The organism is Pseudomonas sp. GW821-FHT07B01, from assembly GCF_059419065.1.
Map to the genome: position 1 here is coordinate 114626 of NZ_JBWKRA010000012.1, position 20355 is coordinate 134980.

Annotated in this window: 24 protein-coding genes and 1 tRNA gene; 14 read left to right on the top strand and 11 right to left on the bottom strand. The window is 58.7% G+C overall.

The genetic code is table 11. The features are described from left to right. Positions 1–381: 381 nt before the first annotated feature. From rpoE to AC07S6_RS15420, 4 genes are all read left to right on the top strand, one after another. Positions 382–963 carry an RNA polymerase sigma factor RpoE/AlgU gene (rpoE, locus tag AC07S6_RS15405; RefSeq protein WP_003172477.1) on the top strand — a complete coding sequence of 194 codons (582 nt, stop codon included), beginning with the start codon at positions 382–384 and terminating at the stop codon, positions 961–963. A 32-nt stretch (positions 964–995) separates the two neighbouring features. Beyond that, positions 996–1583 carry a sigma-E factor negative regulatory protein gene (locus tag AC07S6_RS15410; RefSeq protein WP_034126575.1) on the top strand — a complete coding sequence of 196 codons (588 nt, stop codon included), beginning with the start codon at positions 996–998 and terminating at the stop codon, positions 1581–1583. Between the two features lie 16 nt (positions 1584–1599). Further along, entirely contained in the window at positions 1600–2559 is a 960-nt protein-coding gene (locus AC07S6_RS15415; RefSeq protein WP_490613718.1) for a MucB/RseB C-terminal domain-containing protein, read from the top strand. Positions 2560–2793: 234 nt separating this feature from the next. Continuing rightward, the gene (locus tag AC07S6_RS15420) at positions 2794–4230 is read left to right on the top strand and encodes a DegQ family serine endoprotease (protein WP_014717365.1); all 1437 of its coding nucleotides are present in this window, start codon (positions 2794–2796) and stop codon (positions 4228–4230) included. A 68-nt stretch (positions 4231–4298) separates the two neighbouring features. Here the strand turns inward: AC07S6_RS15420 and AC07S6_RS15425 are convergent, their stop codons facing one another. Further along, on the bottom strand, positions 4299–5732 hold the full coding sequence (locus AC07S6_RS15425; protein ID WP_197880209.1) for a M48 family metalloprotease: 1434 nt from the start codon (positions 5730–5732) through the stop codon (positions 4299–4301). Between the two features lie 95 nt (positions 5733–5827). On the opposite strand from AC07S6_RS15425, the gene AC07S6_RS15430 reads away from it, so the two are divergent. Continuing rightward, entirely contained in the window at positions 5828–6067 is a 240-nt protein-coding gene (locus AC07S6_RS15430; protein WP_495112583.1) for a sulfurtransferase TusA family protein, read from the top strand. Between the two features lie 19 nt (positions 6068–6086). Here AC07S6_RS15430 and AC07S6_RS15435 read toward each other — a convergent pair whose 3' ends face one another. Both AC07S6_RS15435 and AC07S6_RS15440 read right to left on the bottom strand, forming a co-directional pair. Then, complete coding sequence (locus AC07S6_RS15435; RefSeq protein WP_003189461.1) at positions 6087–6560, bottom strand: peroxiredoxin; 474 nt, start codon at positions 6558–6560, stop codon at positions 6087–6089. 14 nt (positions 6561–6574) lie between these two features. Next, a complete protein-coding gene (locus AC07S6_RS15440) occupies positions 6575–7135 on the bottom strand; it encodes a glycine cleavage system transcriptional repressor (protein WP_003189463.1) in 561 nt (186 codons plus the stop codon). A gap of 262 nt (positions 7136–7397) precedes the next feature. On the opposite strand from AC07S6_RS15440, the gene dapA reads away from it, so the two are divergent. From dapA to AC07S6_RS15465, 5 genes are all read left to right on the top strand, one after another. Continuing rightward, a complete protein-coding gene (gene dapA, locus AC07S6_RS15445) occupies positions 7398–8276 on the top strand; it encodes a 4-hydroxy-tetrahydrodipicolinate synthase (protein ID WP_054897607.1) in 879 nt (292 codons plus the stop codon). A 17-nt stretch (positions 8277–8293) separates the two neighbouring features. After that, the gene (gene bamC / locus AC07S6_RS15450; protein WP_032892980.1) at positions 8294–9409 is read left to right on the top strand and encodes an NlpB/DapX family lipoprotein; all 1116 of its coding nucleotides are present in this window, start codon (positions 8294–8296) and stop codon (positions 9407–9409) included. A gap of 4 nt (positions 9410–9413) precedes the next feature. Next, complete coding sequence (locus tag AC07S6_RS15455) at positions 9414–10172, top strand: MBL fold metallo-hydrolase (protein WP_060764420.1); 759 nt, start codon at positions 9414–9416, stop codon at positions 10170–10172. Between the two features lie 27 nt (positions 10173–10199). Next, positions 10200–10913 (top strand): phosphoribosylaminoimidazolesuccinocarboxamide synthase, encoded by a 714-nt coding sequence (gene purC, locus AC07S6_RS15460; protein ID WP_197880207.1) that lies wholly within the window; start codon positions 10200–10202, stop codon positions 10911–10913. Between the two features lie 82 nt (positions 10914–10995). Then, positions 10996–11085, top strand: a tRNA-Ser gene (locus AC07S6_RS15465). Between the two features lie 95 nt (positions 11086–11180). On the opposite strand, the gene AC07S6_RS15470 is transcribed toward AC07S6_RS15465, so the two are convergent. Next, positions 11181–11474, bottom strand: a complete 294-nt coding sequence (locus AC07S6_RS15470; protein ID WP_168224225.1) for a type II toxin-antitoxin system RelE family toxin — start codon at positions 11472–11474, stop codon at positions 11181–11183. Further along, positions 11464–11703, bottom strand: coding sequence for a type II toxin-antitoxin system RelB/DinJ family antitoxin (locus AC07S6_RS15475; protein ID WP_014717442.1), 240 nt, complete (start codon positions 11701–11703; stop codon positions 11464–11466). The genes AC07S6_RS15470 and AC07S6_RS15475 overlap by 11 nt, the downstream gene beginning before the upstream one ends. A gap of 406 nt (positions 11704–12109) precedes the next feature. Here AC07S6_RS15475 and AC07S6_RS15480 point away from each other — a divergent pair, with 406 nt between their 5' ends. Beyond that, entirely contained in the window at positions 12110–12364 is a 255-nt protein-coding gene (locus tag AC07S6_RS15480) for a DUF6124 family protein (protein ID WP_495112584.1), read from the top strand. A gap of 73 nt (positions 12365–12437) precedes the next feature. On the opposite strand, the gene AC07S6_RS15485 is transcribed toward AC07S6_RS15480, so the two are convergent. The 4 genes from AC07S6_RS15485 to AC07S6_RS15500 form a co-directional block, all read right to left on the bottom strand. Continuing rightward, a complete protein-coding gene (locus AC07S6_RS15485; protein WP_197880204.1) occupies positions 12438–13664 on the bottom strand; it encodes an MFS transporter in 1227 nt (408 codons plus the stop codon). Positions 13665–13908: 244 nt separating this feature from the next. After that, a complete protein-coding gene (nadS, locus tag AC07S6_RS15490) occupies positions 13909–14196 on the bottom strand; it encodes a NadS family protein (RefSeq protein WP_014717446.1) in 288 nt (95 codons plus the stop codon). A gap of 2 nt (positions 14197–14198) precedes the next feature. Then, entirely contained in the window at positions 14199–14468 is a 270-nt protein-coding gene (locus tag AC07S6_RS15495) for a type II toxin-antitoxin system RelE/ParE family toxin (protein WP_495112585.1), read from the bottom strand. Between the two features lie 152 nt (positions 14469–14620). Next, the gene (locus AC07S6_RS15500) at positions 14621–15562 is read right to left on the bottom strand and encodes a LysR family transcriptional regulator (protein WP_133633373.1); all 942 of its coding nucleotides are present in this window, start codon (positions 15560–15562) and stop codon (positions 14621–14623) included. Positions 15563–15719: 157 nt separating this feature from the next. On the opposite strand from AC07S6_RS15500, the gene AC07S6_RS15505 reads away from it, so the two are divergent. From AC07S6_RS15505 to AC07S6_RS15515, 3 genes are all read left to right on the top strand, one after another. Then, complete coding sequence (locus tag AC07S6_RS15505; RefSeq protein ID WP_495112586.1) at positions 15720–17036, top strand: MFS transporter; 1317 nt, start codon at positions 15720–15722, stop codon at positions 17034–17036. 11 nt (positions 17037–17047) lie between these two features. Next, positions 17048–18280, top strand: coding sequence for a Zn-dependent hydrolase (locus AC07S6_RS15510; RefSeq protein WP_197880201.1), 1233 nt, complete (start codon positions 17048–17050; stop codon positions 18278–18280). 134 nt (positions 18281–18414) lie between these two features. Beyond that, positions 18415–19467, top strand: a complete 1053-nt coding sequence (locus AC07S6_RS15515) for a histone deacetylase family protein (protein WP_495112587.1) — start codon at positions 18415–18417, stop codon at positions 19465–19467. Between the two features lie 18 nt (positions 19468–19485). Here the strand turns inward: AC07S6_RS15515 and AC07S6_RS15520 are convergent, their stop codons facing one another. Together AC07S6_RS15520 and AC07S6_RS15525 are read right to left on the bottom strand one after the other, a co-directional pair. After that, entirely contained in the window at positions 19486–19839 is a 354-nt protein-coding gene (locus AC07S6_RS15520) for a type II toxin-antitoxin system RelE/ParE family toxin (RefSeq protein WP_495112588.1), read from the bottom strand. Further along, complete coding sequence (locus tag AC07S6_RS15525; RefSeq protein WP_495112589.1) at positions 19836–20240, bottom strand: ribbon-helix-helix domain-containing protein; 405 nt, start codon at positions 20238–20240, stop codon at positions 19836–19838. Before AC07S6_RS15525 ends, AC07S6_RS15520 begins: the two co-directional genes overlap by 4 nt. Between the last annotated feature and the right edge of the window lie 115 nt (positions 20241–20355).

Sequence of the window (20355 nt, forward strand, 5' to 3'; positions counted from 1 at the left end):
CCACTAGTATATAGAGGGGTGGAGCGGCACAATAGCCACGCCTTCGTGGCATTGTGAGATTATGCTGCGCAGCTTTGGGAAACGGCAGGTTAGCGGGACGGGAACTTTTTGCATAAGCCCCGACTCAATAGCAGGTTGCCCGAAAGCTGGGAAAACGTTGAGTTTATTGGCCCGTCGGGAGCATTGGACGCGTCACGAAACCGGCGACAAGATTATTCGCGCAGCCGGCACCGACCGTGCTGCGTTTTTCGTGTGTGCCAAATCAGTGCATGCCGGAAACTTGCTTGAAGGGGGAGAACTTTTGCGAAAAGCCCGAGTCTATGTTTGCAAGCCTGATCGTTTAGTTATGCAAGCCTCCTTCAAGTACAACGAGGAGTGTTCATGCTAACCCAGGAAGAGGATCAGCAGCTGGTCGAGCGCGTACAGCGCGGTGATAAGCGAGCATTTGATCTGCTAGTGCTGAAATACCAGCACAAAATTCTCGGGTTGATCGTGCGGTTTGTGCACGACACCCATGAAGCGCAGGACGTTGCGCAGGAAGCCTTTATCAAGGCTTACCGTGCACTTGGAAATTTCCGCGGTGACAGTGCGTTTTACACGTGGCTATACCGCATCGCCATCAACACGGCGAAAAACTATCTGGTGTCACGCGGTCGCCGCCCACCAGACAGTGATGTCAGTTCAGAAGATGCTGAATTTTACGATGGTGATCACGGCCTCAAAGATCTCGAGTCGCCGGAGCGTGCATTGCTGCGCGACGAGATCGAAGGAACCGTCCATCGCACTATTCAGCAACTGCCAGAAGATTTGCGTACGGCGTTAACTTTACGTGAATTCGATGGTCTGAGTTACGAAGACATTGCGAGCGTCATGCAATGTCCGGTGGGGACTGTGAGGTCGCGGATTTTCCGGGCCCGGGAAGCCATCGACAAAGCCTTGCAACCGTTGTTGCAGGAAAACTAAAGACAGCGGCGACAGCCAAGAGAGGAACCGCCATGAGTCGTGATGCCCTGCAGGAATCGCTGTCCGCAGTGATGGATAACGAAGCGGATGAACTGGAACTTCGTCGAGTGCTTAACGCATTTGATGACGCCGAAACCCGTGATACCTGGTCTCGTTACCAAGTCGCTCGGGCGGTGATGCACAAGGATCTCCTAATCCCTCGTCTGGATATTGCTGCGGCCGTTTCTGCTGCACTGGCTGATGAAGCCGTTCCGGCAAAAGCCTCGCGTGGTCCGTGGCGCAGCCTGGGTCGTCTGGCAGTGGCCGCTTCGGTGACCGTTGCTGTATTGGCAGGCGTTCGCCTGTACAACCAGGACGAGATCGCAGGCAACGAGCTGGCCCAACAGACTCAGCAACCGGTCATGGCCGGTCCGCAAGTCAAAGGCCCGGCCGTGCTGGCTGGCTACAAGGAAAGCACTGATACCACCGGCCCTATGGCTAATGGTGTACTTCAGGGGCAATCCGGCTGGCAGGATCAGCGCCTTCCAGGCTACCTGCGTCAACATGCGCAGGAATCGGCTGCCAAAGGCACTGACAGCGCTCTGCCATACGCTCGTGCAGCAAGCCAGGAAAACCGCTGATTCGCTAAGGAGCCCTATGCGCGCCATACCGCTCCTTACGCTTTTGCTCAGTAGTTGGTTTGCACTATCCGCCCATGCCGATGAAGCCCAAGACTGGCTGACTCGACTTGGGCGTGCAGAGCAGCAGCAAAGCTTTGAAGGTACGTTTGTCTACGAACGTAACGGCAGTTTTTCTACCCATGACATCTGGCACCGTGTCCAGAATGGTCATGTTCGTGAACGCTTGTTGCAACTTGACGGCTCCGCCCGGGAAGCGGTCAGGGTTGATGGTCGGGCACAATGTGTAAGTGGCACGTTGGCGGCTGGTCTCGGTCAGTCACCTGAGGCACCCACGCGTATTCTTGATCCAAAAAAACTCACTTCATTCTATGACTTGGCCGTTATTGGCAAATCGCGCGTGGCCGGTCGTCATGCGGTGATTGTGTCGATCAGCCCCCGTGATCCCTATCGTTATGGGTTTGAATTACACCTGGACCGTGAAACTGCGCTGCCGCTTAAATCCTTGCTGCTGAATGACCAAGGGCAGTTGTTGGAGCGTTTTCAGTTCACCCGCCTGGATGCTTCGGCCACTCCTTCTGACCAGGACTTGCAGCCCAGCAGCGACTGTTCGCCAGTAACGATGTCCGCCGCTAAAGCACCTGAGTTGTCTGCCACGCAAAAGTGGCATCTGGACTGGCTACCGCCTGGTTTCCAACAGATCAGCAGCGCTACGCGCAAAGATGCCCAAACGAAATCTACCGTCGACAGCCTGATGTATGACGATGGGCTTGCGCGTTTTTCGGTGTTTCTTGAGTTAGCCGATGGCGCCGATGTGAATGAAACCCGCGCTCAGCTTGGGCCGACCGTGGCAGTCTCGCGGCGCTTGAATACAGTAGATGGCGAAATAATGGTCACGGTAGTGGGCGAAATTCCCATTGGTACTGCTGAGCGCATCGCGTTGTCGGTACGTGGTGAGAAGGCCGCCGCCACGCCCTGAGATTGTTAATCTTATGTTCATCCTGTTCTTTCAATCTGAGCCCGAATTTCGTTGGGTGCGGGGCGTATGAAATCTCTGGATCAGCATTTTCACTTGCAAAAACTTCCCATGTTTTTTATAGGTCAGGGTTTGATGGCTCTGGCCGTGTTTGTTCGCGGAACAAAAATGCCGGTCGCAGTATCCGGCGTTTATTGAACCCTGTCGCTTAACCCTGCTCGTCGTAACGGGAGCTGTATGTCGATACCACGTTTGAAGTCTTACTTATCCATAGTCGCCACAGTGCTGGTGCTGGGCCAGGCCTTACCTGCGCAAGCGGTCGAGCTGCCTGACTTCACCCAACTGGTGGAGCAGGCCTCGCCTGCCGTGGTGAACATCAGTACCACGCAGAAGCTGCCGGATCGCAAAGTCTCGAACCAGCAGATGCCCGACCTGGAAGGCTTGCCGCCCATGTTGCGCGAGTTCTTCGAACGCGGGATGCCCCAACCTCGCTCTCCCCGTGGTGGCGGTGGTCAGCGCGAAGCCCAGTCCCTGGGCTCCGGCTTCATCATTTCGCCTGACGGATACATCCTCACCAACAACCACGTGATTGCCGATGCCGACGAGATTCTCGTGCGCCTGGCCGACCGCAGTGAACTCAAGGCCAAGCTGATTGGCACCGATCCACGTTCCGACGTGGCTTTGCTCAAAATCGATGGCAAGGACTTGCCGGTGCTTAAGCTGGGTAAGTCCCAGGACCTGAAGGCCGGTCAGTGGGTGGTCGCGATCGGTTCACCGTTCGGCTTTGACCACACCGTTACCCAAGGCATCGTCAGCGCCATCGGTCGCAGCCTGCCAAACGAAAACTACGTACCGTTCATCCAGACCGATGTGCCGATCAACCCGGGTAACTCCGGTGGCCCGCTGTTCAACCTGGCCGGCGAAGTGGTGGGGATCAACTCGCAGATCTACACCCGCTCCGGTGGCTTCATGGGCGTGTCCTTCGCGATCCCGATCGATGTGGCCATGGACGTCTCCAATCAACTCAAAAGCGGCGGCAAGGTCAGCCGCGGCTGGTTGGGCGTGGTAATCCAGGAAGTGAACAAGGACCTGGCTGAGTCCTTCGGTCTCGACAAGCCGGCCGGTGCCCTGGTTGCGCAGATTCAGGACAATGGCCCTGCGGCCAAAGGCGGCTTGAAAGTCGGTGACGTAATCCTGAGCATGAACGGCCAGCCGATCATTATGTCGGCGGACTTGCCACACTTGGTCGGCGCGCTCAAGGCCGGCGGCAAAGCCAAGCTGGAAGTGATTCGTGACGGCAAGCGCCAGAACGTCGAACTGACCGTTGGGGCAATTCCGGAAGAAGGCGCGACCCTGGACGCCCTGGGCAACGCCAAGCCAGGCGCCGAGCGCAGCAGTAACCGTCTGGGTATTGCCGTCGTTGAACTGACCGCCGAGCAGAAGAAAACCTTCGACCTGCAAAGTGGTGTAGTGATCAAGGAAGTTCAGGACGGCCCAGCCGCCTTGATCGGCCTGCAACCGGGTGACGTGATCACCCACTTGAACAACCAGGCAATCGATACCACCAAGGAATTCGCCGACATCGCCAAGGCGTTGCCGAAGAATCGCTCGGTGTCGATGCGCGTCCTGCGTCAAGGCCGTGCCAGCTTCATCACCTTCAAACTGGCCGAGTAATCCGCTAGACCTATAAAAAAGCCCCGCTGCCGGTTAACGGCAGCGGGGCTTTTTTGTGGGTGGCGGGTTCAGCTCATCATGCCTTTCACCAGGCGCTCTTGTTCGATCAGCTCGCGCTGACGGGCGTCGATGCGTGAGGACAACGGGAAGTTATTGCCGGCGCGCCGCTTGGCAAAGTCCAACTGCTGGATGGCTTGCTGGAAATCCCCCACCAATGCGAAATATTCGGCGCGAGCCTGATGTAGGCCAATGATGTTGCCGGACAAGCCGCGAGTCTCGGCGACCTGATACCACACGTCCGGATCGTCCGGCCGCGACTTGAGCAGCCCATCCAGCGCCTTTTCTGCATCGGCGGTACGGTTCTGTTTAAGCAGCAGGTCTACTCGCACCTGGTTCAGCGGATAGTTGCTGGGGTACTGGGTGAGCATGCGGTCGGTACGTTGCTGCGCATCCGGCATGCGGTTGCTGGTGATGTCCAGTTCGATTTGGGCCAGGTTGTAGGTAATGTCGTTGGGCGCCTTGGCCAACAGTGGCGCCAGGCTTTCCCGCGCTTCCTTGAGTTGAGTACCCTTGATCTGAGCGATGGCCAGGCCATAACGCGCTACGTCATTTTTAGGGTTCTCATCCAGCTGCGCCTGGAAGCGCTTGGCGGCCAGACCTGGTGTGTCTTCGTACTTGAGCTGCACCCGTGCGCGAATCAGTTGATAGCGCAGGCTGTCTTCCTTGCCGCCAGGTTTGGCTTGTTCGGCGCGGTTGCGGGTGTCGGCGATACGCGATTCGGTTACCGGGTGAGTCAGCAGGAATTCCGGCGGCTTGGCGTCGAAGCGGTATTGGCGCATCAGCCGTTCGAACATGGTGGGCATGGAGCGCGGGTCGTACCCGGCTTTCTCAAGGTTGAGGATGCCGATGCGGTCTGCCTCTTGCTCGTTCTGGCGAGAGAAGCGGCGCTGTTCCTGGATCGCGGCGGCTTGTGAGCCGGCAATCGCGGCGATACCGGCATCGCCGGCACCCGCAGCGGCGGCGATAATGCCGCCAAGCAGGGCGGCCATCATCGGCAGTTGCATGCGTGATTGCGCTTCCACGCCTCGGGCGAAGTGACGCTGGGACAAGTGCGCCAGTTCGTGGGCCAGTACCGACGCGTATTCACCTTCGGTCTGTGCATTGAGAAACAGGCCGCCGTTGACCCCGACGATCCCACCGGGAGCCGCAAAGGCGTTGAGCTGTGGGCTGTTGATCAGGATGAATTCCAGGCGCCGGTCATTGACCTGGCTGGTCTCCACCAGCTTGTACACGCTGGTTTCAACGTAATCCTTGAGTTGCGGATCATTGAGTTGCGAAACCTGGCCGCGCAGGTAGGCCAGCCAGGCACGGCCCAATTGGTATTCCTGTTGCGGCGAGACTATGGCAGAGCTGGCGTCACCAAGTGACGGCAGGTCGTCAGCAAAGCCCGGGGAGGCCAGCAGGCAGGCCAGCGTCAGCAGGGTAGGGCGCAAAAAAGTCATGCACAAAGCCTTTCGACAAAGAGCTTACTGTAGCCGGACACTGAGCTTGGGACCAGATATTCTAAGCGGCCCGAATGTTTGCCTGGAGTAGCACCATGACCGACGCTGTAGCCTGTGACACCGAACTCGACGCCAGCGGTCTTAACTGCCCTTTGCCGTTGCTCAAGGCCAAGCTGGAGCTCAATAAAATGGCCAGCGGTGCCGTGCTCAAGGTGACTGCCACCGACGCCGGCTCCCAGCGTGATTTTCGCACCTTTGCCAAGCTGGCTGGCCACACCCTGGAGCATGAAGACGCCGCCGAGGGTGTGTACCGTTATTGGTTGCGCAAGGCCTGACGGCCTTGTCGACGCAGAATCAGGCCTTATTCAGCGCCTGCGCTGCCGCCAACACGGCATCAACATGCCCCGGCACTTTCACTCCGCGCCATTCCTGACGCAGCACGCCTTGGCTGTCGATCAGGAATGTGCTGCGATCCACACCCAGGTATTCCTTGCCATACAGCTTCTTCAACTTGATTACATCAAACAGCTGGCAGACCGCTTCGTCCTTATCGCTGATCAGCTCGAAAGGAAATTCCTGTTTGCCCTTGAAGTTCTCGTGGGACTTCACGCTGTCACGCGACACACCGAACACTTCGGTATTGGCGGCCTTGAATGCGGCGTACTGGTCACGAAAGCCCTGGCCTTCGGTGGTGCAGCCTGGGGTGCTGTCCTTCGGGTAAAAGTAGATCACCACTTGCTTGCCCTTGAGGGCCGCGAGGCTGAAGGTCTGGCCGCTGGTGGCCTGGGCCTCGAAATCGGCCACGGGTGTGTCGATGGCTACCGGCATAGAGAGGTACTTCCTTACATGGGGTTTTGTGGGCGCCATGGCTCGATCAAGGCGTCGAGGTTCAGGGCATCGGCGAAATCCAGGAACTGGTCGCGCAACCAACTGATCTGTACACCGGCCGGCAAGGTCACGGTAAAGGTGGCATTGAGCATGGTGCCGCCGGTTTGTGGCGCCTGGTAGGTGTCACAGGTCAGGTTTTCCAGCTCGACGTTATGGTCGATAAAGAACTGGCACAACTCGTTGACGATGTCCGAACGGTAGGCCGAGCTGACATAGGCTACGTAAGGCAGAGCCTGGGGACGGTTTTCCAGGGCGGCGCTGCGTACCACGTTGACGGTGAAATCATGCTTCTTGGCCAGGCCCGGCAGGCCGGTTTCCAGGCGCGCCAAGGCATCCCAGGAGCCAGAAATCTGCAGGACCAGCGCACTGCACTCGCCATGGCGGGTGAGGCGGGAGGTCACGACGGCGCAGCGGTTCTCATGGCTGGCGCGGCACAGGACGTTGGTCAGCTCCATGGGGTTGGCGCCGAGGGCACTGATAACAAGGAATTGTTCGCGAACTGTGGGGGTGGACATGCAGCCTTCCTAAAGCGATGAGCGGTCGATACCGTGTGGGCTGTATCGATCAAAGGATCAAGGGTAGCGAAAAGCGTCGCCAAGGGCTAGGAGGTGGCGTTTTCATTGCGTGATCAGCCGGCTTCGGGCGGTGCTTTGGCCCGCTGATGTCATTGCCCGACGTTTAGTTGCGCCAGAACGCATCCTCACGCGGTACTTCGCTTGTACAAGCATCTTGGCGCCAGTACCATTACGGCTCTCTTTTTCCGGCAGGAGCGGTTGCATGATTGCGGGCAGTATGGTGGCACTGGTCACACCCATGGATGCACAAGGTCGTCTCGACTGGGACAGCCTGGGCAAACTGGTGGACTTCCACCTGCAAGAGGGCACCAACGCCATTGTGGCGGTCGGCACCACAGGTGAATCGGCCACCCTCGATGTGGAAGAGCACATCCAGGTGATCGAGTTCGTGGTCAAGCGCGTTGCGGGCCGCATTGCCGTGATCGCCGGTACGGGCGCCAACTCGACGCGTGAGGCGATCGAGCTGACCAGGAACGCCAAGAAGGCTGGCGCCGACGCTTGCCTGCTGGTAACTCCGTACTACAACAAGCCGACCCAGGAAGGCTTGTACCAGCACTTCAAAGCTATCGCCGAAGCCGTGCAGATCCCGCAGATCCTCTACAACGTACCGGGTCGCACCGCGTGCGACATGAAGGCCGAGACCGTGATCCGCCTGTCCACCGTGCCGAACATCATCGGCATCAAGGAAGCCACCGGCGACCTGCAGCGCGCCAAGGATATCCTGGCCGGCGTAAGCAGCGACTTCCTGGTGTATTCCGGTGACGACGCCACCGCTGTCGAGCTGATCCTGCTGGGTGGCAAGGGCAATATCTCCGTGACCGCCAACGTGGCCCCGCGCGCCATGAGCGATATGTGTGCCGCCGCCATCGCGGGCGATGCAGCCACCGCTCGCGCTATCCACGAAAAGCTGATGCCGCTCAACAAGACACTGTTTATCGAATCCAATCCTATTCCCGTGAAGTGGGCGCTGTTTGAGATGGGCCTGATGCCGGACGGTATCCGTCTGCCGCTCACCCCCCTCAGCGAAGCCTGTCACGAACCGCTGCGACAGGCCCTGCGCCAGTCCGGCGTCCTGGTTTAATTGAGGAAGCACTACGCATGAAGCGATTGGCCGGACTTTCCGCACTTGCCTTGATTATCTCCAGCACCAGTGGCTGCGGTTGGGTATGGGGCCCGGAAGGCTACTTCCGTGACCGCGGCAGCGATTACCTGGAAGCGCAAGCAACCAAACCGATGCAACTGCCGCCTGATGTCAATGTCGCCAAGCGCCTTGACCCATTGTTGCCGATTCCACGCAACGTCGCCGACGACACGGTCAAGGGTGAGTACGTAGTGCCGCGCCCACAGCCGATCATGGCCGTGGCCGATGCCAGCGACTACAGCCTGCAGAAAAGCGGCGACAACCGCTGGATCGTGGCCCAGCGCCCACCTGCCGAAGTCTGGCCGGTGGCGGTGCAGTTCTTCCAGGACAACGGTTTCCGTCTCGACCAGCAGCGCCCGCAGACCGGTGAGTTCACCACCGCGTGGCAGCAAGGTCGCGAGCTGTCAGCCAACATGGCCCAGCGCCTGCTGGCGGGCGGTGTAGCCGCCGACAGCGAAGCCCGTGTGCGTGTACGCATCGAGCCTGGCGTGCAGCGCAACACCAGCGAAGTCTATGTAGTCAGCGCCGAGCGGCCTGCCGGCAGCACGGCTGACGTCGACTTCACCCCGCGCTCGGTCAACACCGGTGTCGACGCCGCGTTGGTCGACGAGATGCTGGCCAGCATGAGCCGTATCTCCGAGAAGGGCGGTTCCGTATCCCTCCTCGCCGCCCGTGATTACGACACCCCTAGCCGCGTCAGCCTCACCGAAGACGGTAGCGGCAACGTCGTGCTGAACCTGGGTGAAGACCTCGACCGCGCCTGGGCCAGTGTTGGCCGCGCGTTGGAGCAGGGCCCTTGGCGCGTTGAAGACATCAACCGCAGCCTCGGCCTGTACTACATCAACGTGGCTGAAAAGGCCGAGAAGAAAGACGACGAGCCAGGTTTCTTCGGCAAATTGTTCGGCAGCGCGCCGACCAAGGAAGAGATCGAGACCCGCGCCGAGCGTTACCAGGTTCGTTTGAGCAAGGTGGGCGAAAGCGTGCAAGTCACCGTCGAGAAGAACATCAACACCGTCGCGCCAGCTGAAACAGCGCGCAAAGTGTTGGGCGTGATTCAAGACAACCTGGGCTGATCCGATGCGTTTTGCCGTTCTCGGCAGCGGTAGCCAAGGGAACGGTACGCTGGTCGCCCATGATGACACGTACGTGCTGGTCGATTGTGGTTTCTCCTTGCGGGAAACCGAGCGGCGCCTGTTGCGCCTGGGGGTTCACCCCACGCAACTGAGCGCGATTCTGGTAACCCACGAACATGCCGACCATGTGCATGGCGTGGGTTTGCTGTCTCGGCGCTACAATCTGCCGGTGTACTTGAGTCGTGGCACGTTGCGCGGGATGCGCAAACCCGTTGAGCCGGCAGGTTTTCTGGCCGGTGGCGAGCAACTGCAAATCGGTGCCCTAAGCATCAATGTCGTCGCGGTTGCCCACGATGCCCAGGAGCCCACGCAATACGTATTCAGTGACGGCCAGCGGCGTTTCGGCGTGCTGACCGACCTGGGTTCCTACTGCGCCAGGGTGCTGGACGGTTACCGGGACCTCGATGCCTTGATGATCGAGTCCAACCACTGCAGGGATCTACTGGCACGCGGTCACTACCCTTACTTTCTCAAGCAACGGGTGGGCGGCGAGCTGGGACATTTGAACAATCACCAGGCGGCATATCTGGTGTACGAGTTGGGCTGGCAAGACCTGCAACACTTGGTCCTGGCTCACCTCAGCAGCAAGAACAACCTGCCGACGCTTGCCCGGCAATGTTTTGTCGACACCCTCGGGTGCGACCCGGACTGGCTGCAACTGGCCGATCAAGATTCAGGGCTCGACTGGCGACACATCGCCTAGCCCACCTTACTCAAAGCGGAGCCCATCATGGAAAAACGTGAAGAACTCTACCGCGGCAAAGCCAAGTCGGTGTACAAGACCGACGACGCCAGCCGCCTGATCCTGCTGTTTCGCAACGACACCTCGGCGTTCGACGGCAAGCGCATCGAACAGCTGGATCGCAAGGGCATGGTGAACAACAAGTTCAACGCCTTCATCATGCAGAAACTCGAGGCGGCCGGTATCCCGACCCAATTCGACAAACTGCTGGGCGACAACGAGTGCCTGGTCAAGAAGCTCGACATGATCCCGGTGGAATGCGTCGTGCGTAACTACGCCGCCGGCAGCCTGGTCAAGCGCTTGGGCGTGGAAGAGGGCCTCAAGCTCAACCCTTACACGTTCGAACTGTTCCTGAAGGACGACGCCAAGGGCGACCCGTTCATCAACGAATCCCACGTCGTGGCGTTCGGCTGGGGTACCGCTGAGCAACTGGCGCGCATGAAGGAGTTGTCCCTCAAGGTCAACGACGTGCTGACCAAGCTGTTCGACGACGCCGGCCTGTTGCTGGTGGACTTCAAGCTCGAATTCGGCGTATTCCACGACGGCTCCATCGTCCTGGGCGACGAGTTCAGCCCGGATGGCTGCCGCCTGTGGGACAAGGACACCAAGAAGAAGATGGACAAAGACCGCTTCCGCCAGGGCCTCGGTGACGTGATCGAAGCTTACGAAGAAGTCGCCAATCGTCTCGGCGTACCGCTGTAATCGACGCAAGCATCTGATAGCACGGAAAAAATCGCTTCTGCGCTTTGCATCCATCAATCATGCTGTTATGATGCGCGCCGTTGGAGAGATGCCAGAGTGGCCGAATGGGACGGATTCGAAATCCGTTGTACCTTCACCGGTACCTAGGGTTCGAATCCCTATCTCTCCGCCATTACATAGAAAAAGCCCCGTAGCTGAATAAACTGCGGGGCTTTTTCGTTTTCAGCCTTTATTAACGGCTGCTTCAGGGAATTGTTGTAGTCCTGCCTAACGCTGATCAAGGCGCTCAGACGCTTTGCGATAAGCCTGATCTCGTTCACGTTTATCGACGGCGACCACGAACACCGTAACTTCCTGATCTATCACTTGATACACCAGCCTGTACCCGCTGCTATGCAGTTTGATCTTGTAGCAGTCAGGCAGCCCATGTAGGCGGTTAGCCTCAATACGTGGGTTGTTCAGGACTTCGACCAGCTTCTTCTTGAGTTGCTGACGGAGGGTGTCGCCGAGTTTCTGCCATTCCTTCAATGCACGCGCATCAAAATCAAGGCTATAGGTCATCCAAAGAAACCCTTACGCGTTGAGGCGATGCAAGACGCTCACGTACGGTCGCCATCAAGGCTTCATCCTCTTCAGTCATCAGCACAGGCTTAAATGGCAACTGGCCGCGTTCGGCAACATATTGCAGCGCCTGGCGTATCAGTTCGGAAGGGGTGACACCGAGCTTCTCCAGCTCCAGGTAGGCGCGAGCTTTCAGGTCGTCATCGATACGGATGTTGATAGATGCCAAGGGATAGCTCCTTGTGTAATGACGTTGGTCATTACATTGGAGCAATCGGGTTTCATTGGCAAGTCTGTCTGGACATACGGCAGTCGCTCTCATCTGTTGATCCTACTTTTTGGCCGTCGGCTTTGCCGGGCGCTTTTTATCGGTTTCTTTCACCGTTTCCCTTGGTCTTTTCTTCGCCTCTTGCTCAGTTACGTATTCACCTGTGACCGCATCGCGATATCTCGTTGGCATATCAGCACCCTTGACAGTATGTCGCCACGGCGGCGACCTTTTGAGGCTAGCTTGCAGGCTTATGCACACAAGGTTCCTGGTGGGGATTCTGGTTACCAAGCTTTTCCGAAACAGGTGCTTACGTTGTGCAGGTTCGGCAGTTTTCGTGCAGGGTTGCGTTGGCTGGGGTTACATCATGAATAAGATCACCGCTGATTCTACCGAAGGGCATGCACGCAAAATCTTTTGCGTAGCCGATGATGTCGGCACCGAAGAAACCCTTATAAACGCCACCGAAACCCTCTCATCCGCCCTTCAATCCGCCTACCAATGCGCCGAAGATCTAGTCAGCACGAAGTCGCCCGTGATCATGGCCCTGGCTCAATTGATCGAGAACGCGCAAGCCTTGGTGGATGCTGTCCTCGAGCATGATTTCCCCACGGCCAAATAAATACCTGCTCCCTGAAACGAAAAAAGCCTGCTGAGCTCAATGCTCAGCAGGCTTTTTCGCGCCTACAACCCGGTCAGGCTGGCTGCGCCACCAGGCTATTACTCACCTTGCGTCCCAACACCAGCACGGTCGCAAATCCGAAACCCACCAACACCGTGGCCAGGCTCAACAACACCGAGCTGCCCATCTGGTCGACGATCCGCCCGCCAAAGAACGAGCCCAGGGCAATGATCACCTGAAACAGCGCCACAAACAGCGGCATACCACGCTCTACGTCCTTGGGCGCCACGACGAACATCCAGATGCTCGCACAGGCCGGGAACGCGCCGAAGGCGAAGCCCCACAGGGCGATCAGCATCGCCGCGCCGGTCATGCCGGTGGCGAAGTAGGGGAACAGCGCGGTGCTGGTGCCGATCATCAGCGCGACCAGCAACAGGGTGTTGCGTACGCTGCGGTTGGCGGCAAAGCCGGCGAAGATATTGCCCAGCACGCCAGCCACGCCATACAGCAACAACAGCGAGCCAATCGTCGGGCCGTCGAAGCCGGAGCTGTGTTTGAAAAACGGTGCGACATAGGTGTACGCGGCAAAGTGCGCCAGGCCGATCAGCAGCACGGCGATCAACCCAACCCGTGCTTGTGGGTTGATAAACAAAGCCGGCAGGTCACGGATCTGAATGGCTTTCTCCGGGGTGAGTCGCGGCAGCAGGAAAATTTGTGCCAACAGCACCGGAATACCCACCAACGCCGTGACCAGGAAGGTCATGCGCCAGCCCATCAGGCCGCTGAGCCATGTACCTACCGGCACGCCCAACACGGTGGCCAGGGTCACGCCCATCATGATGATCGAGGTGGCTTTCGCAACCCCAACGCCTTTGGGCGCCAGCCGCCCGCTGAGGGCAATGGCGGTGGCCCAGAAGCCGCCGATGCTGATGCCGAGCAATACGCGGCCAAACAGCAGCAGGCTGAAATCGGTGGCAAAGGCCACCACCGAGTTGGCGATGATCATCACCAGTGTCAGGCCAATCAGCAGGTAGCGACGGTCCATGGCGCCAATGCTGACCGACAGAAACGGCGCGGCGAGGGCGGCCATGATGCCGGGCAATGTCACCATCAAACCGGCGTGGCCGGCACTGATGCCCAAGTCGCTGGCGACGTCGTTGAGCACGCCCACCGGCAGAAACTCGCTGGTCACCAGGGCAAAGGCACCCACGGCGACCGAAAGAATCGCCAGCCACTGCTGTTTGACGCTTTGTTGATTATGTTCGGGAAGGCCGCTAGGGGCCTGGCTCGCGCTTGGCATGGTGTGGGGTTCCAAGGTGAAAGTCGCCTGAAGTCAGACGCAGGAGAGGGAAGCTGGGGGCGATTATAGGAATCAGTGCTGGCAATCGAGCAGGCGCTCGTTTCGATAGTAATCATCAGTGCTATCGATGTGAGGTTTTTGAAGAGTCCTCACTCAGCATCACAAACGAAAAAGCCCGAAGTTGAGTCAGCTCCGAGCTTTTCCGGTTATGACGATGTTTAAGGTGCAGGGGGGGAGTTTTATTTTAGCTAGCCAGCGCGTTCAGTACATGTACCGGGTCGTTATGGATAGCTTTCAACAACGCCTTTGCCGGCCCAGTAGGTTCGCGACGACCCTGCTCCCAGTTGCGCAACGTACCGAGCTGAACGTCAATCAGCGCTGCGAATTTAGCCTGGGTCAGCCCTGTTGCCTTACGGATCTCTTTAACTCGCATTGAGTCGACATGAAATTCACGGGATGGCTCCCGTTCTCCGCGCAGGATCTCGTTCATCTCTTGAACGCTTTCCATCAATTCATCAAAAAGTCGGCTCATAGCTATCTCCAGTGCTCAATCGCAGCCTTCAGTGACTTGCGTTCGTCGGCGCTCAAGTCCTGCTGTTCATTTTTGGGATAGATCATCAGTAAAACAATCTGTGATGCCGAGGCGAAGTGGTAATAGATCACACGTGCCCCGCCTCGTTTACCATGGCTCTTGGCTGCTACTCGTATTTTGCGGATACCGCCCGTACCCTCAATCACATCGCCTGCAGCGGGATTCACTACAAGCACGTTCTGAAAGGCCGTGTAGGCATCTTCGTCGATCAATTCTTTAACGCGACGTGTGAAGACCGATGTCTCAATGAAAAATCATCGCTAATGTACGCCATTGGCTTAGTTCGCTGCAATCCTAGCCGTGCGCGCTTCGGTGCGCATCGGGTGAGTTGTAACTGCTTTTTGGCGCACTCGGATGCGGCCAATTATGTTCTGGCCAACCGCTCCAAAAGGCACTCAATAAACACCCCCTCCGCCCGACTCATCTTCTGCTCCCGGTTCCAAAGCACGTGAATATCCACATCCGCAATGCCCTCATCCGGCGGCAGCCGCCAGAGCAGCCCGTTCTGCACATCTTCGGCCACTACATGAACCGGCAGGCATCCCAGGCCATACCCAGCAATCACCAGGCGCCGCACTTCTTCCAGGCTGGATGACGACGCCACAATCCGCCCGCCAAACCCTTGCTGATCACGGAAAATAGTCAGCGGCGACAACATGCCGCCAATCTGGTCGCTGGTAAAACTCACGAAATTCTCCGATTGCAGATCCCCTTCGACTAACCCAGTGCGTCCGAACAATGGGTGGTGTTTTCCACAAAAGAACGCATAACGCTGACGCAGAAACAGATGCTGTTCCAGGCGCGGTTGTGGCCGGCGATTGAGGCTGAGCCCCAGGGTCGCGGTTTTTTCCAGCAGCGCGGCGACAATGTCGGAGCTGCGCATCACTTCGACTTCCAGATCGACCCGTGGATGTTCGCGATGAAAACCCGCGAGAAAGTCATCGAAAGTGTCGGAATTAATCCGGCTGATCATCAGCAAGCGCACTTTGCCGATCACTTCATCACCCGGCTTTTGCAGGGCGTTGCTCATCTGCGAGACCTGGCCGTACATCTCTCCGGCAATGGCGAAGATCTGCTCACCGGCTTCGGTGAGCACGAAGCGCGGGCCTCGGCGCAGGATGAGCTGGCAATCCAGCTGTTCTTCCAGGCGCTTGAGCGCCTGGCTGATGGCCGGTTGCGTCAGATGCAGGCGGGCGGCGGCGCGGCTGATGCTCAGTTCCTGGCCGATCACGCGGAAGGTGCGCAGCAGGTTCCAGTCCAGGCGGTCATTGAGCAGAGGGTGAATATCGCGGCGGAACTCGGGCATGGCGGCGCTCGATAATAAGCAGTTCTTATAATCAAGATAATAAATAGAAAATTGACTAATCATAGCCCCTGGCCGAAAAATCGGGTTTAACGAGCGCCACCAGAGCGCACCGGTTTGACTTTCTCCTGCCAAAAAAATAAACAAAGGAGCCAGCCCCATGAAGCCTTCCGCTTCGCCGCAGCCTCGCCGTGCTGCGGCCGCCGCCTTTATCGGCACCATGATCGAGTGGTACGACTTTTACATCTATGCCACCGCTGCAGCGCTGGTGTTCGGTCAACTGTTCTTCCCCTCCGACGATAAATTGTTCAGCACCATGGCCGCGTTCGGCACCTTCGCCGTCGGCTTTTTTGCGCGGCCGTTGGGCGGCATCGTGTTCGGTCATATCGGCGACCGCATCGGCCGCAAGAAATCCCTGGTGATTACCCTCGTGATGATGGGCGTGGTCACGGTGTGCATCGGCCTGTTACCGACCTATGCCCAGATCGGCGCTGCCGCACCGGTGCTGTTGATCCTGTTGCGGGTGGTGCAGGGTATTGCGGTTGGCGGCGAGTGGGGTGGGGCGGTGTTGATGGCTGGCGAGCACGCGCCGAAAGGGCGGCGTAATTTCTTTGCATCCTTCGCGCAGTTGGGCAGCCCGGCCGGTTTGATTCTTTCCTTGCTAGCGTTCAGTGCCGTCACTCGTTTACCTGAAGAGGACCTGCTCAGCTGGGGCTGGCGCCTGCCGTTCCTGGCCAGTGCCTTGCTGTTGATCGTCGGCCTCGCGATTCGCCTGGGTGTGAACGAGTCGCCGGAGTTCCTCGAAGACAAGGCTCTGGCGGAAAAAGCGCGAGCGATCAAGCAGGACCAAGCCCCCGTGCTGGAAGTGATGAAGACCGCTTGGCGTCCATTGTTGTTGTGCATTGGCGCCAATACGTTGGGGATTGCCGGCGTGTATTTCACCAACACCTTCATGATTGCCTACAGCACTCAGCAACTTAATCTGCCGCGCTCGTTGATTCTGGAATGCCTGTTCTTCGTCGCCATTATTCAGTTCTGCGTCCAGCCGCTAGCCGCCTGGGTGGCGGAGAAGGTCGGCGCTACGCGGTTTCTGTGCGCCATGTGCGTGCTGGCAATGGCCTCGCCGTACCCGATGTTCGTCCTGGTCAGCAGCGCTCAGGCACCGTTGATCATCCTCGGCATTGCCCTGGCGGTGGTCTGCATGGCGTCGTTCTACGCCGTCATCGCAGGTTTTGTCAGCGGCCTGTTTGAAACCCGTGTGCGCTACACCGCGATCTCCCTGGCTTACCAGGTATGCGGCGCGCTGGCCGGCGGCCTGACACCGTTGATCGGCACCTGGCTGGCCCATCAATACCTGGGCCAATGGTGGCCGATGGCAGTGTTTTACAGCGTGATCGCGGCGGTTTCGTTGGTGTGCGTACTGGCCTTGTCCCGCCGCCATGCCACGGCCCACCGCCTGGAAATGGCACACAGTTGAGGGAGTCAGCAATGTTGAAGATTAATGGCGAGCGCCTGTGGCGTAGCCTGATGGACATGGCCGAGATCGGCGCGACCGCACGCGGTGGCAGCTGCCGCCTGGCGTTGAGCGCTGAAGACAAGGCCGGTCGTGAGCTGTTCAGCCACTGGTGTAAAGCAGCCGGCCTGACGTTGAGCGTGGATGCCATCGGCAACCTGTTCGCCCGCCGCGCGGGCACCGACAATGACGCCGCCCCGGTGATGATGGGCAGCCACCTGGATACCCAGCCCGAAGGCGGACGCTTCGATGGGGTGTACGGCGTGTTGGCTGGCCTGGAGGTCATCCGCAGCCTCGACGACCACGGCATCCAGACGCGCAAGCCGTTGGAAATTGCAGTGTGGACCAACGAGGAGGGCGCCCGTTTCACCCCGGCGATGCTGGGCTCGGCAGTGTTCACCGGCACGCTTGCCCTGGACATGGCACTGGCAACCGCTGATGTAGACGGTATCAGCGTGAACGAGGCGTTGCGCACCACCGGCTACAACGGTGAGCGCCCGTTGGGTGGCGCAGTGGATGCGTATTTCGAAGCGCATATCGAGCAAGGCCCGATTCTGGAAGACAACGCCAACAGCATCGGCGTAGTCACCGGTGGTCAAGCGATTCGCTGGCTCGATGTACGGGTCGAAGGCATGGCCGCGCACGCTGGCACCACGCCGATGCCGTTGCGTAAAGATGCGCTGTACGGCGCGGCAAAAATGATCCAGGCCCTGGAAAACCTCGCTGCCGATTTTGCCCCGCAGGGCCTTACCACTGTGGGTGAACTGAGCATCGCCAAGTCGTCGCGCAACACCATCCCCGGCTTGCTCAACTTTACCGTCGACCTGCGCCATCACCGCGACGCCGACATCGACGCCATGGAGCAGCAAGTGCGTGCACGCCTGCAGGCTATCGCGGACAACCGTGGCCTGAGCGTCACCATCACGCCTCACTGGATCAGCCCGGCTACGCCGTTCGACGCCGAGTGCGTGGCTTGCGTGCAGGCTGCGGTGGACGGCTTGGGCTACAGCCAGCAGACCATCGTCAGCGGCGCCGGCCACGATGCGATTCACCTGGCGCGCTATTGCCCCACCGCGATGATCTTCATCCCCTGCGTCGGCGGCCTCAGCCACAACGAAGCCGAGGATGTCTTGCCCGACGATGTGCGCCAGGGTACCGATGTCTTGCTCAACGCCGTCTTGAAACGCGCCGGGCATGTTCATTTCTAAAGGCCGACGCCGCACCCCTGTGGGAGCTGGCTTGCCTGCGATAGCGGACCGTCAGAGAACAATTTACTGCCTGATTCACCGCTATCGCAGGCAAGCCAGCTCCCACAGATTCTGTGTTTATCCAGGAGCAACTCATGAAGACGTTTTTTCACCCCGAACAACTCCTGCATCACCCGCGTAGCTACTACTCCCGCGGCCAGATGCGCACGCCCCAGGAGGTTCCCGAGCGTGCGCGCAACCTGCTGCTGGCTGCGCAAACCCTGGGCTTCGATATCCAGCAACCGACCGATTACGGTATGGGGCCGTTGCTCGCGGTGCACGGCGGCGACTACCTGGCTTTTCTTCAAGAAGCTCACCAGCGCTGGAAAGAAATTCCCGAAGACTGGGGCGACGAAGTCATGTCCAACATCTTCGTGCGTGAACCCAATGCCTTGCGCGGCATCCTGGCTCAGGCGGCACGCTACCTGGCCGATGGCAGTTGCCCCATCGGTGAATTGACCTGGCGCTCGGCTTATTGGTCAGCCCAAAGCGCCATCGCCGCAGCGGGAGACATCCTCGATGGCGCCCCTGCCGCCTACGCCTTGTGCCGGCCGCCGGGCCATCACGCCCGCTTCGACGCGGCCGGTGGCTTCTGTTACATCAACAATGCGGCCGTGGCTGCGCAAGCGCTGCGCCAGGGTTTCCAGCGTGTCGCGGTGCTCGATACCGATATGCATCACGGCCAGGGCATCCAGGAAATTTTCTACGACCGCGACGACGTGCTGTATGTGTCGATCCACGGCGACCCGACCAACTTCTATCCTGGCGTGGCAGGCTTTGGCGAGGAAAAAGGCAACGGCGCCGGCGAGGGGTACAACCTCAACCTGCCGATGCCCCATGGTGCCAGCGAAGCGGTGTTCTTTGAAAACCTGGAGCAGGCCCTGGCAGCGGTGAAGGACTTCTCGGCGGATGTGCTGGTGTTGTCACTGGGCTTCGATATCTATGAGCTGGACCCACAAAGCAAAGTCGCGGTGACGCGGGAGGGTTTTGCGCGGTTGGGAGCCCGCATTCGTGCGCTGGGGCTGCCCTGCGTAATCGTGCAGGAAGGCGGGTATCACTTGGAAACGTTGGACAGTAATGCCCAGGCGTTTTTCGGTGCACCAGCGGCTTGGAACTCGCTATCAGGCCCTTCATTAAAGGATGTTTGAACGCTAAAAGCCTGGTGATCAGTTTTCAGCAGGCTTTTCAGCCCTTGTCGGGTGTTCGTTCTCATCTGCATGCAACAACGCCGTGTAGTCTTGCCCGCCGTAAAACACCCCCACTATCGATACCGTTTTGAAGTCAGGCTTCACCCTGAACGCAATAATGGTGCTGCGACGATAGTGAGTGATGCGCAAGTCTTTCAGCAGGTCGTCACGGTGCATGCCGCGCAAGGGAAACAGGGCAAGGCTTTCGCAGTAGCTGACAAGTTTGTCGATAAAACGCGCCGCTACAGGAGGGGAGCCGACATCGCTGATGTAGTCTTCGAGGGCATCGAGTTGCGCCAAGACCTCGGGCGAGAAAACTACCGAGTAGCTCACGCTTCCCCTGTGCCTTTGCGCTGACGTCTTGCGGCCATATGTTCGCGGACCTGTTCTGGCGATAACCCAAGCTCAGGCTTCGCCTCAAGGGCGGTCGCTGCGGGGATGACTTCGGCTCTGAGCCAATCCTCCATGGCACGATCACGCGCCAGCAACACCCGCAGGCCGTCGCGAATCACTTCACTTTCGCTGGCATATTCGCCAGCAGCCACCTTGGCCTTGACCAGGGCAGCCATTTCAAGGGGCAAGGTGATGCTCATTTGGTGGGTTGAGCGCATGGGGTTATCCGCCAGGGTTAAGTAGGATTCAATCCTACTCGACCATTGGCGCGATGCAAGAAGCAACTGATCGATGCCGATGCCAGGCGCCTCGTCGTCCATCCAGAAGGGGTAGGTTTCCATGAATTGCTACGTCTCCAGTTGTGTAGGTCAGGCCCCCAGTATTGACCCGTTTTGGCGATCGCGTGGCCGCAGGCGGCCGATAACCTGCTGATATGTATGACTTCATATGTGTAAC

Excerpts from the sequence above, each read along its gene's own strand:
- rpoE (WP_003172477.1), top strand. The coding sequence starts at position 382 with ATGCTAACCCAGGAAGAGGATCAGCAGCTGGTCGAGCGCGTACAGCGC.
- AC07S6_RS15410 (WP_034126575.1), top strand. The coding sequence starts at position 996 with ATGAGTCGTGATGCCCTGCAGGAATCGCTGTCCGCAGTGATGGATAAC.
- AC07S6_RS15415 (WP_490613718.1), top strand. The coding sequence starts at position 1,600 with ATGCGCGCCATACCGCTCCTTACGCTTTTGCTCAGTAGTTGGTTTGCA.
- AC07S6_RS15420 (WP_014717365.1), top strand. The coding sequence starts at position 2,794 with ATGTCGATACCACGTTTGAAGTCTTACTTATCCATAGTCGCCACAGTG.
- AC07S6_RS15425 (WP_197880209.1), bottom strand. The coding sequence starts at position 5,732 with ATGACTTTTTTGCGCCCTACCCTGCTGACGCTGGCCTGCCTGCTGGCC.
- AC07S6_RS15430 (WP_495112583.1), top strand. The coding sequence starts at position 5,828 with ATGACCGACGCTGTAGCCTGTGACACCGAACTCGACGCCAGCGGTCTT.
- AC07S6_RS15435 (WP_003189461.1), bottom strand. The coding sequence starts at position 6,560 with ATGCCGGTAGCCATCGACACACCCGTGGCCGATTTCGAGGCCCAGGCC.
- AC07S6_RS15440 (WP_003189463.1), bottom strand. The coding sequence starts at position 7,135 with ATGTCCACCCCCACAGTTCGCGAACAATTCCTTGTTATCAGTGCCCTC.
- dapA (WP_054897607.1), top strand. The coding sequence starts at position 7,398 with ATGATTGCGGGCAGTATGGTGGCACTGGTCACACCCATGGATGCACAA.
- bamC (WP_032892980.1), top strand. The coding sequence starts at position 8,294 with ATGAAGCGATTGGCCGGACTTTCCGCACTTGCCTTGATTATCTCCAGC.
- AC07S6_RS15455 (WP_060764420.1), top strand. The coding sequence starts at position 9,414 with ATGCGTTTTGCCGTTCTCGGCAGCGGTAGCCAAGGGAACGGTACGCTG.
- purC (WP_197880207.1), top strand. The coding sequence starts at position 10,200 with ATGGAAAAACGTGAAGAACTCTACCGCGGCAAAGCCAAGTCGGTGTAC.
- AC07S6_RS15470 (WP_168224225.1), bottom strand. The coding sequence starts at position 11,474 with ATGACCTATAGCCTTGATTTTGATGCGCGTGCATTGAAGGAATGGCAG.
- AC07S6_RS15480 (WP_495112584.1), top strand. The coding sequence starts at position 12,110 with ATGAATAAGATCACCGCTGATTCTACCGAAGGGCATGCACGCAAAATC.
- AC07S6_RS15485 (WP_197880204.1), bottom strand. The coding sequence starts at position 13,664 with ATGCCAAGCGCGAGCCAGGCCCCTAGCGGCCTTCCCGAACATAATCAA.
- nadS (WP_014717446.1), bottom strand. The coding sequence starts at position 14,196 with ATGAGCCGACTTTTTGATGAATTGATGGAAAGCGTTCAAGAGATGAAC.
- AC07S6_RS15500 (WP_133633373.1), bottom strand. The coding sequence starts at position 15,562 with ATGCCCGAGTTCCGCCGCGATATTCACCCTCTGCTCAATGACCGCCTG.
- AC07S6_RS15505 (WP_495112586.1), top strand. The coding sequence starts at position 15,720 with ATGAAGCCTTCCGCTTCGCCGCAGCCTCGCCGTGCTGCGGCCGCCGCC.
- AC07S6_RS15510 (WP_197880201.1), top strand. The coding sequence starts at position 17,048 with ATGTTGAAGATTAATGGCGAGCGCCTGTGGCGTAGCCTGATGGACATG.
- AC07S6_RS15515 (WP_495112587.1), top strand. The coding sequence starts at position 18,415 with ATGAAGACGTTTTTTCACCCCGAACAACTCCTGCATCACCCGCGTAGC.
- AC07S6_RS15525 (WP_495112589.1), bottom strand. The coding sequence starts at position 20,240 with ATGGAAACCTACCCCTTCTGGATGGACGACGAGGCGCCTGGCATCGGC.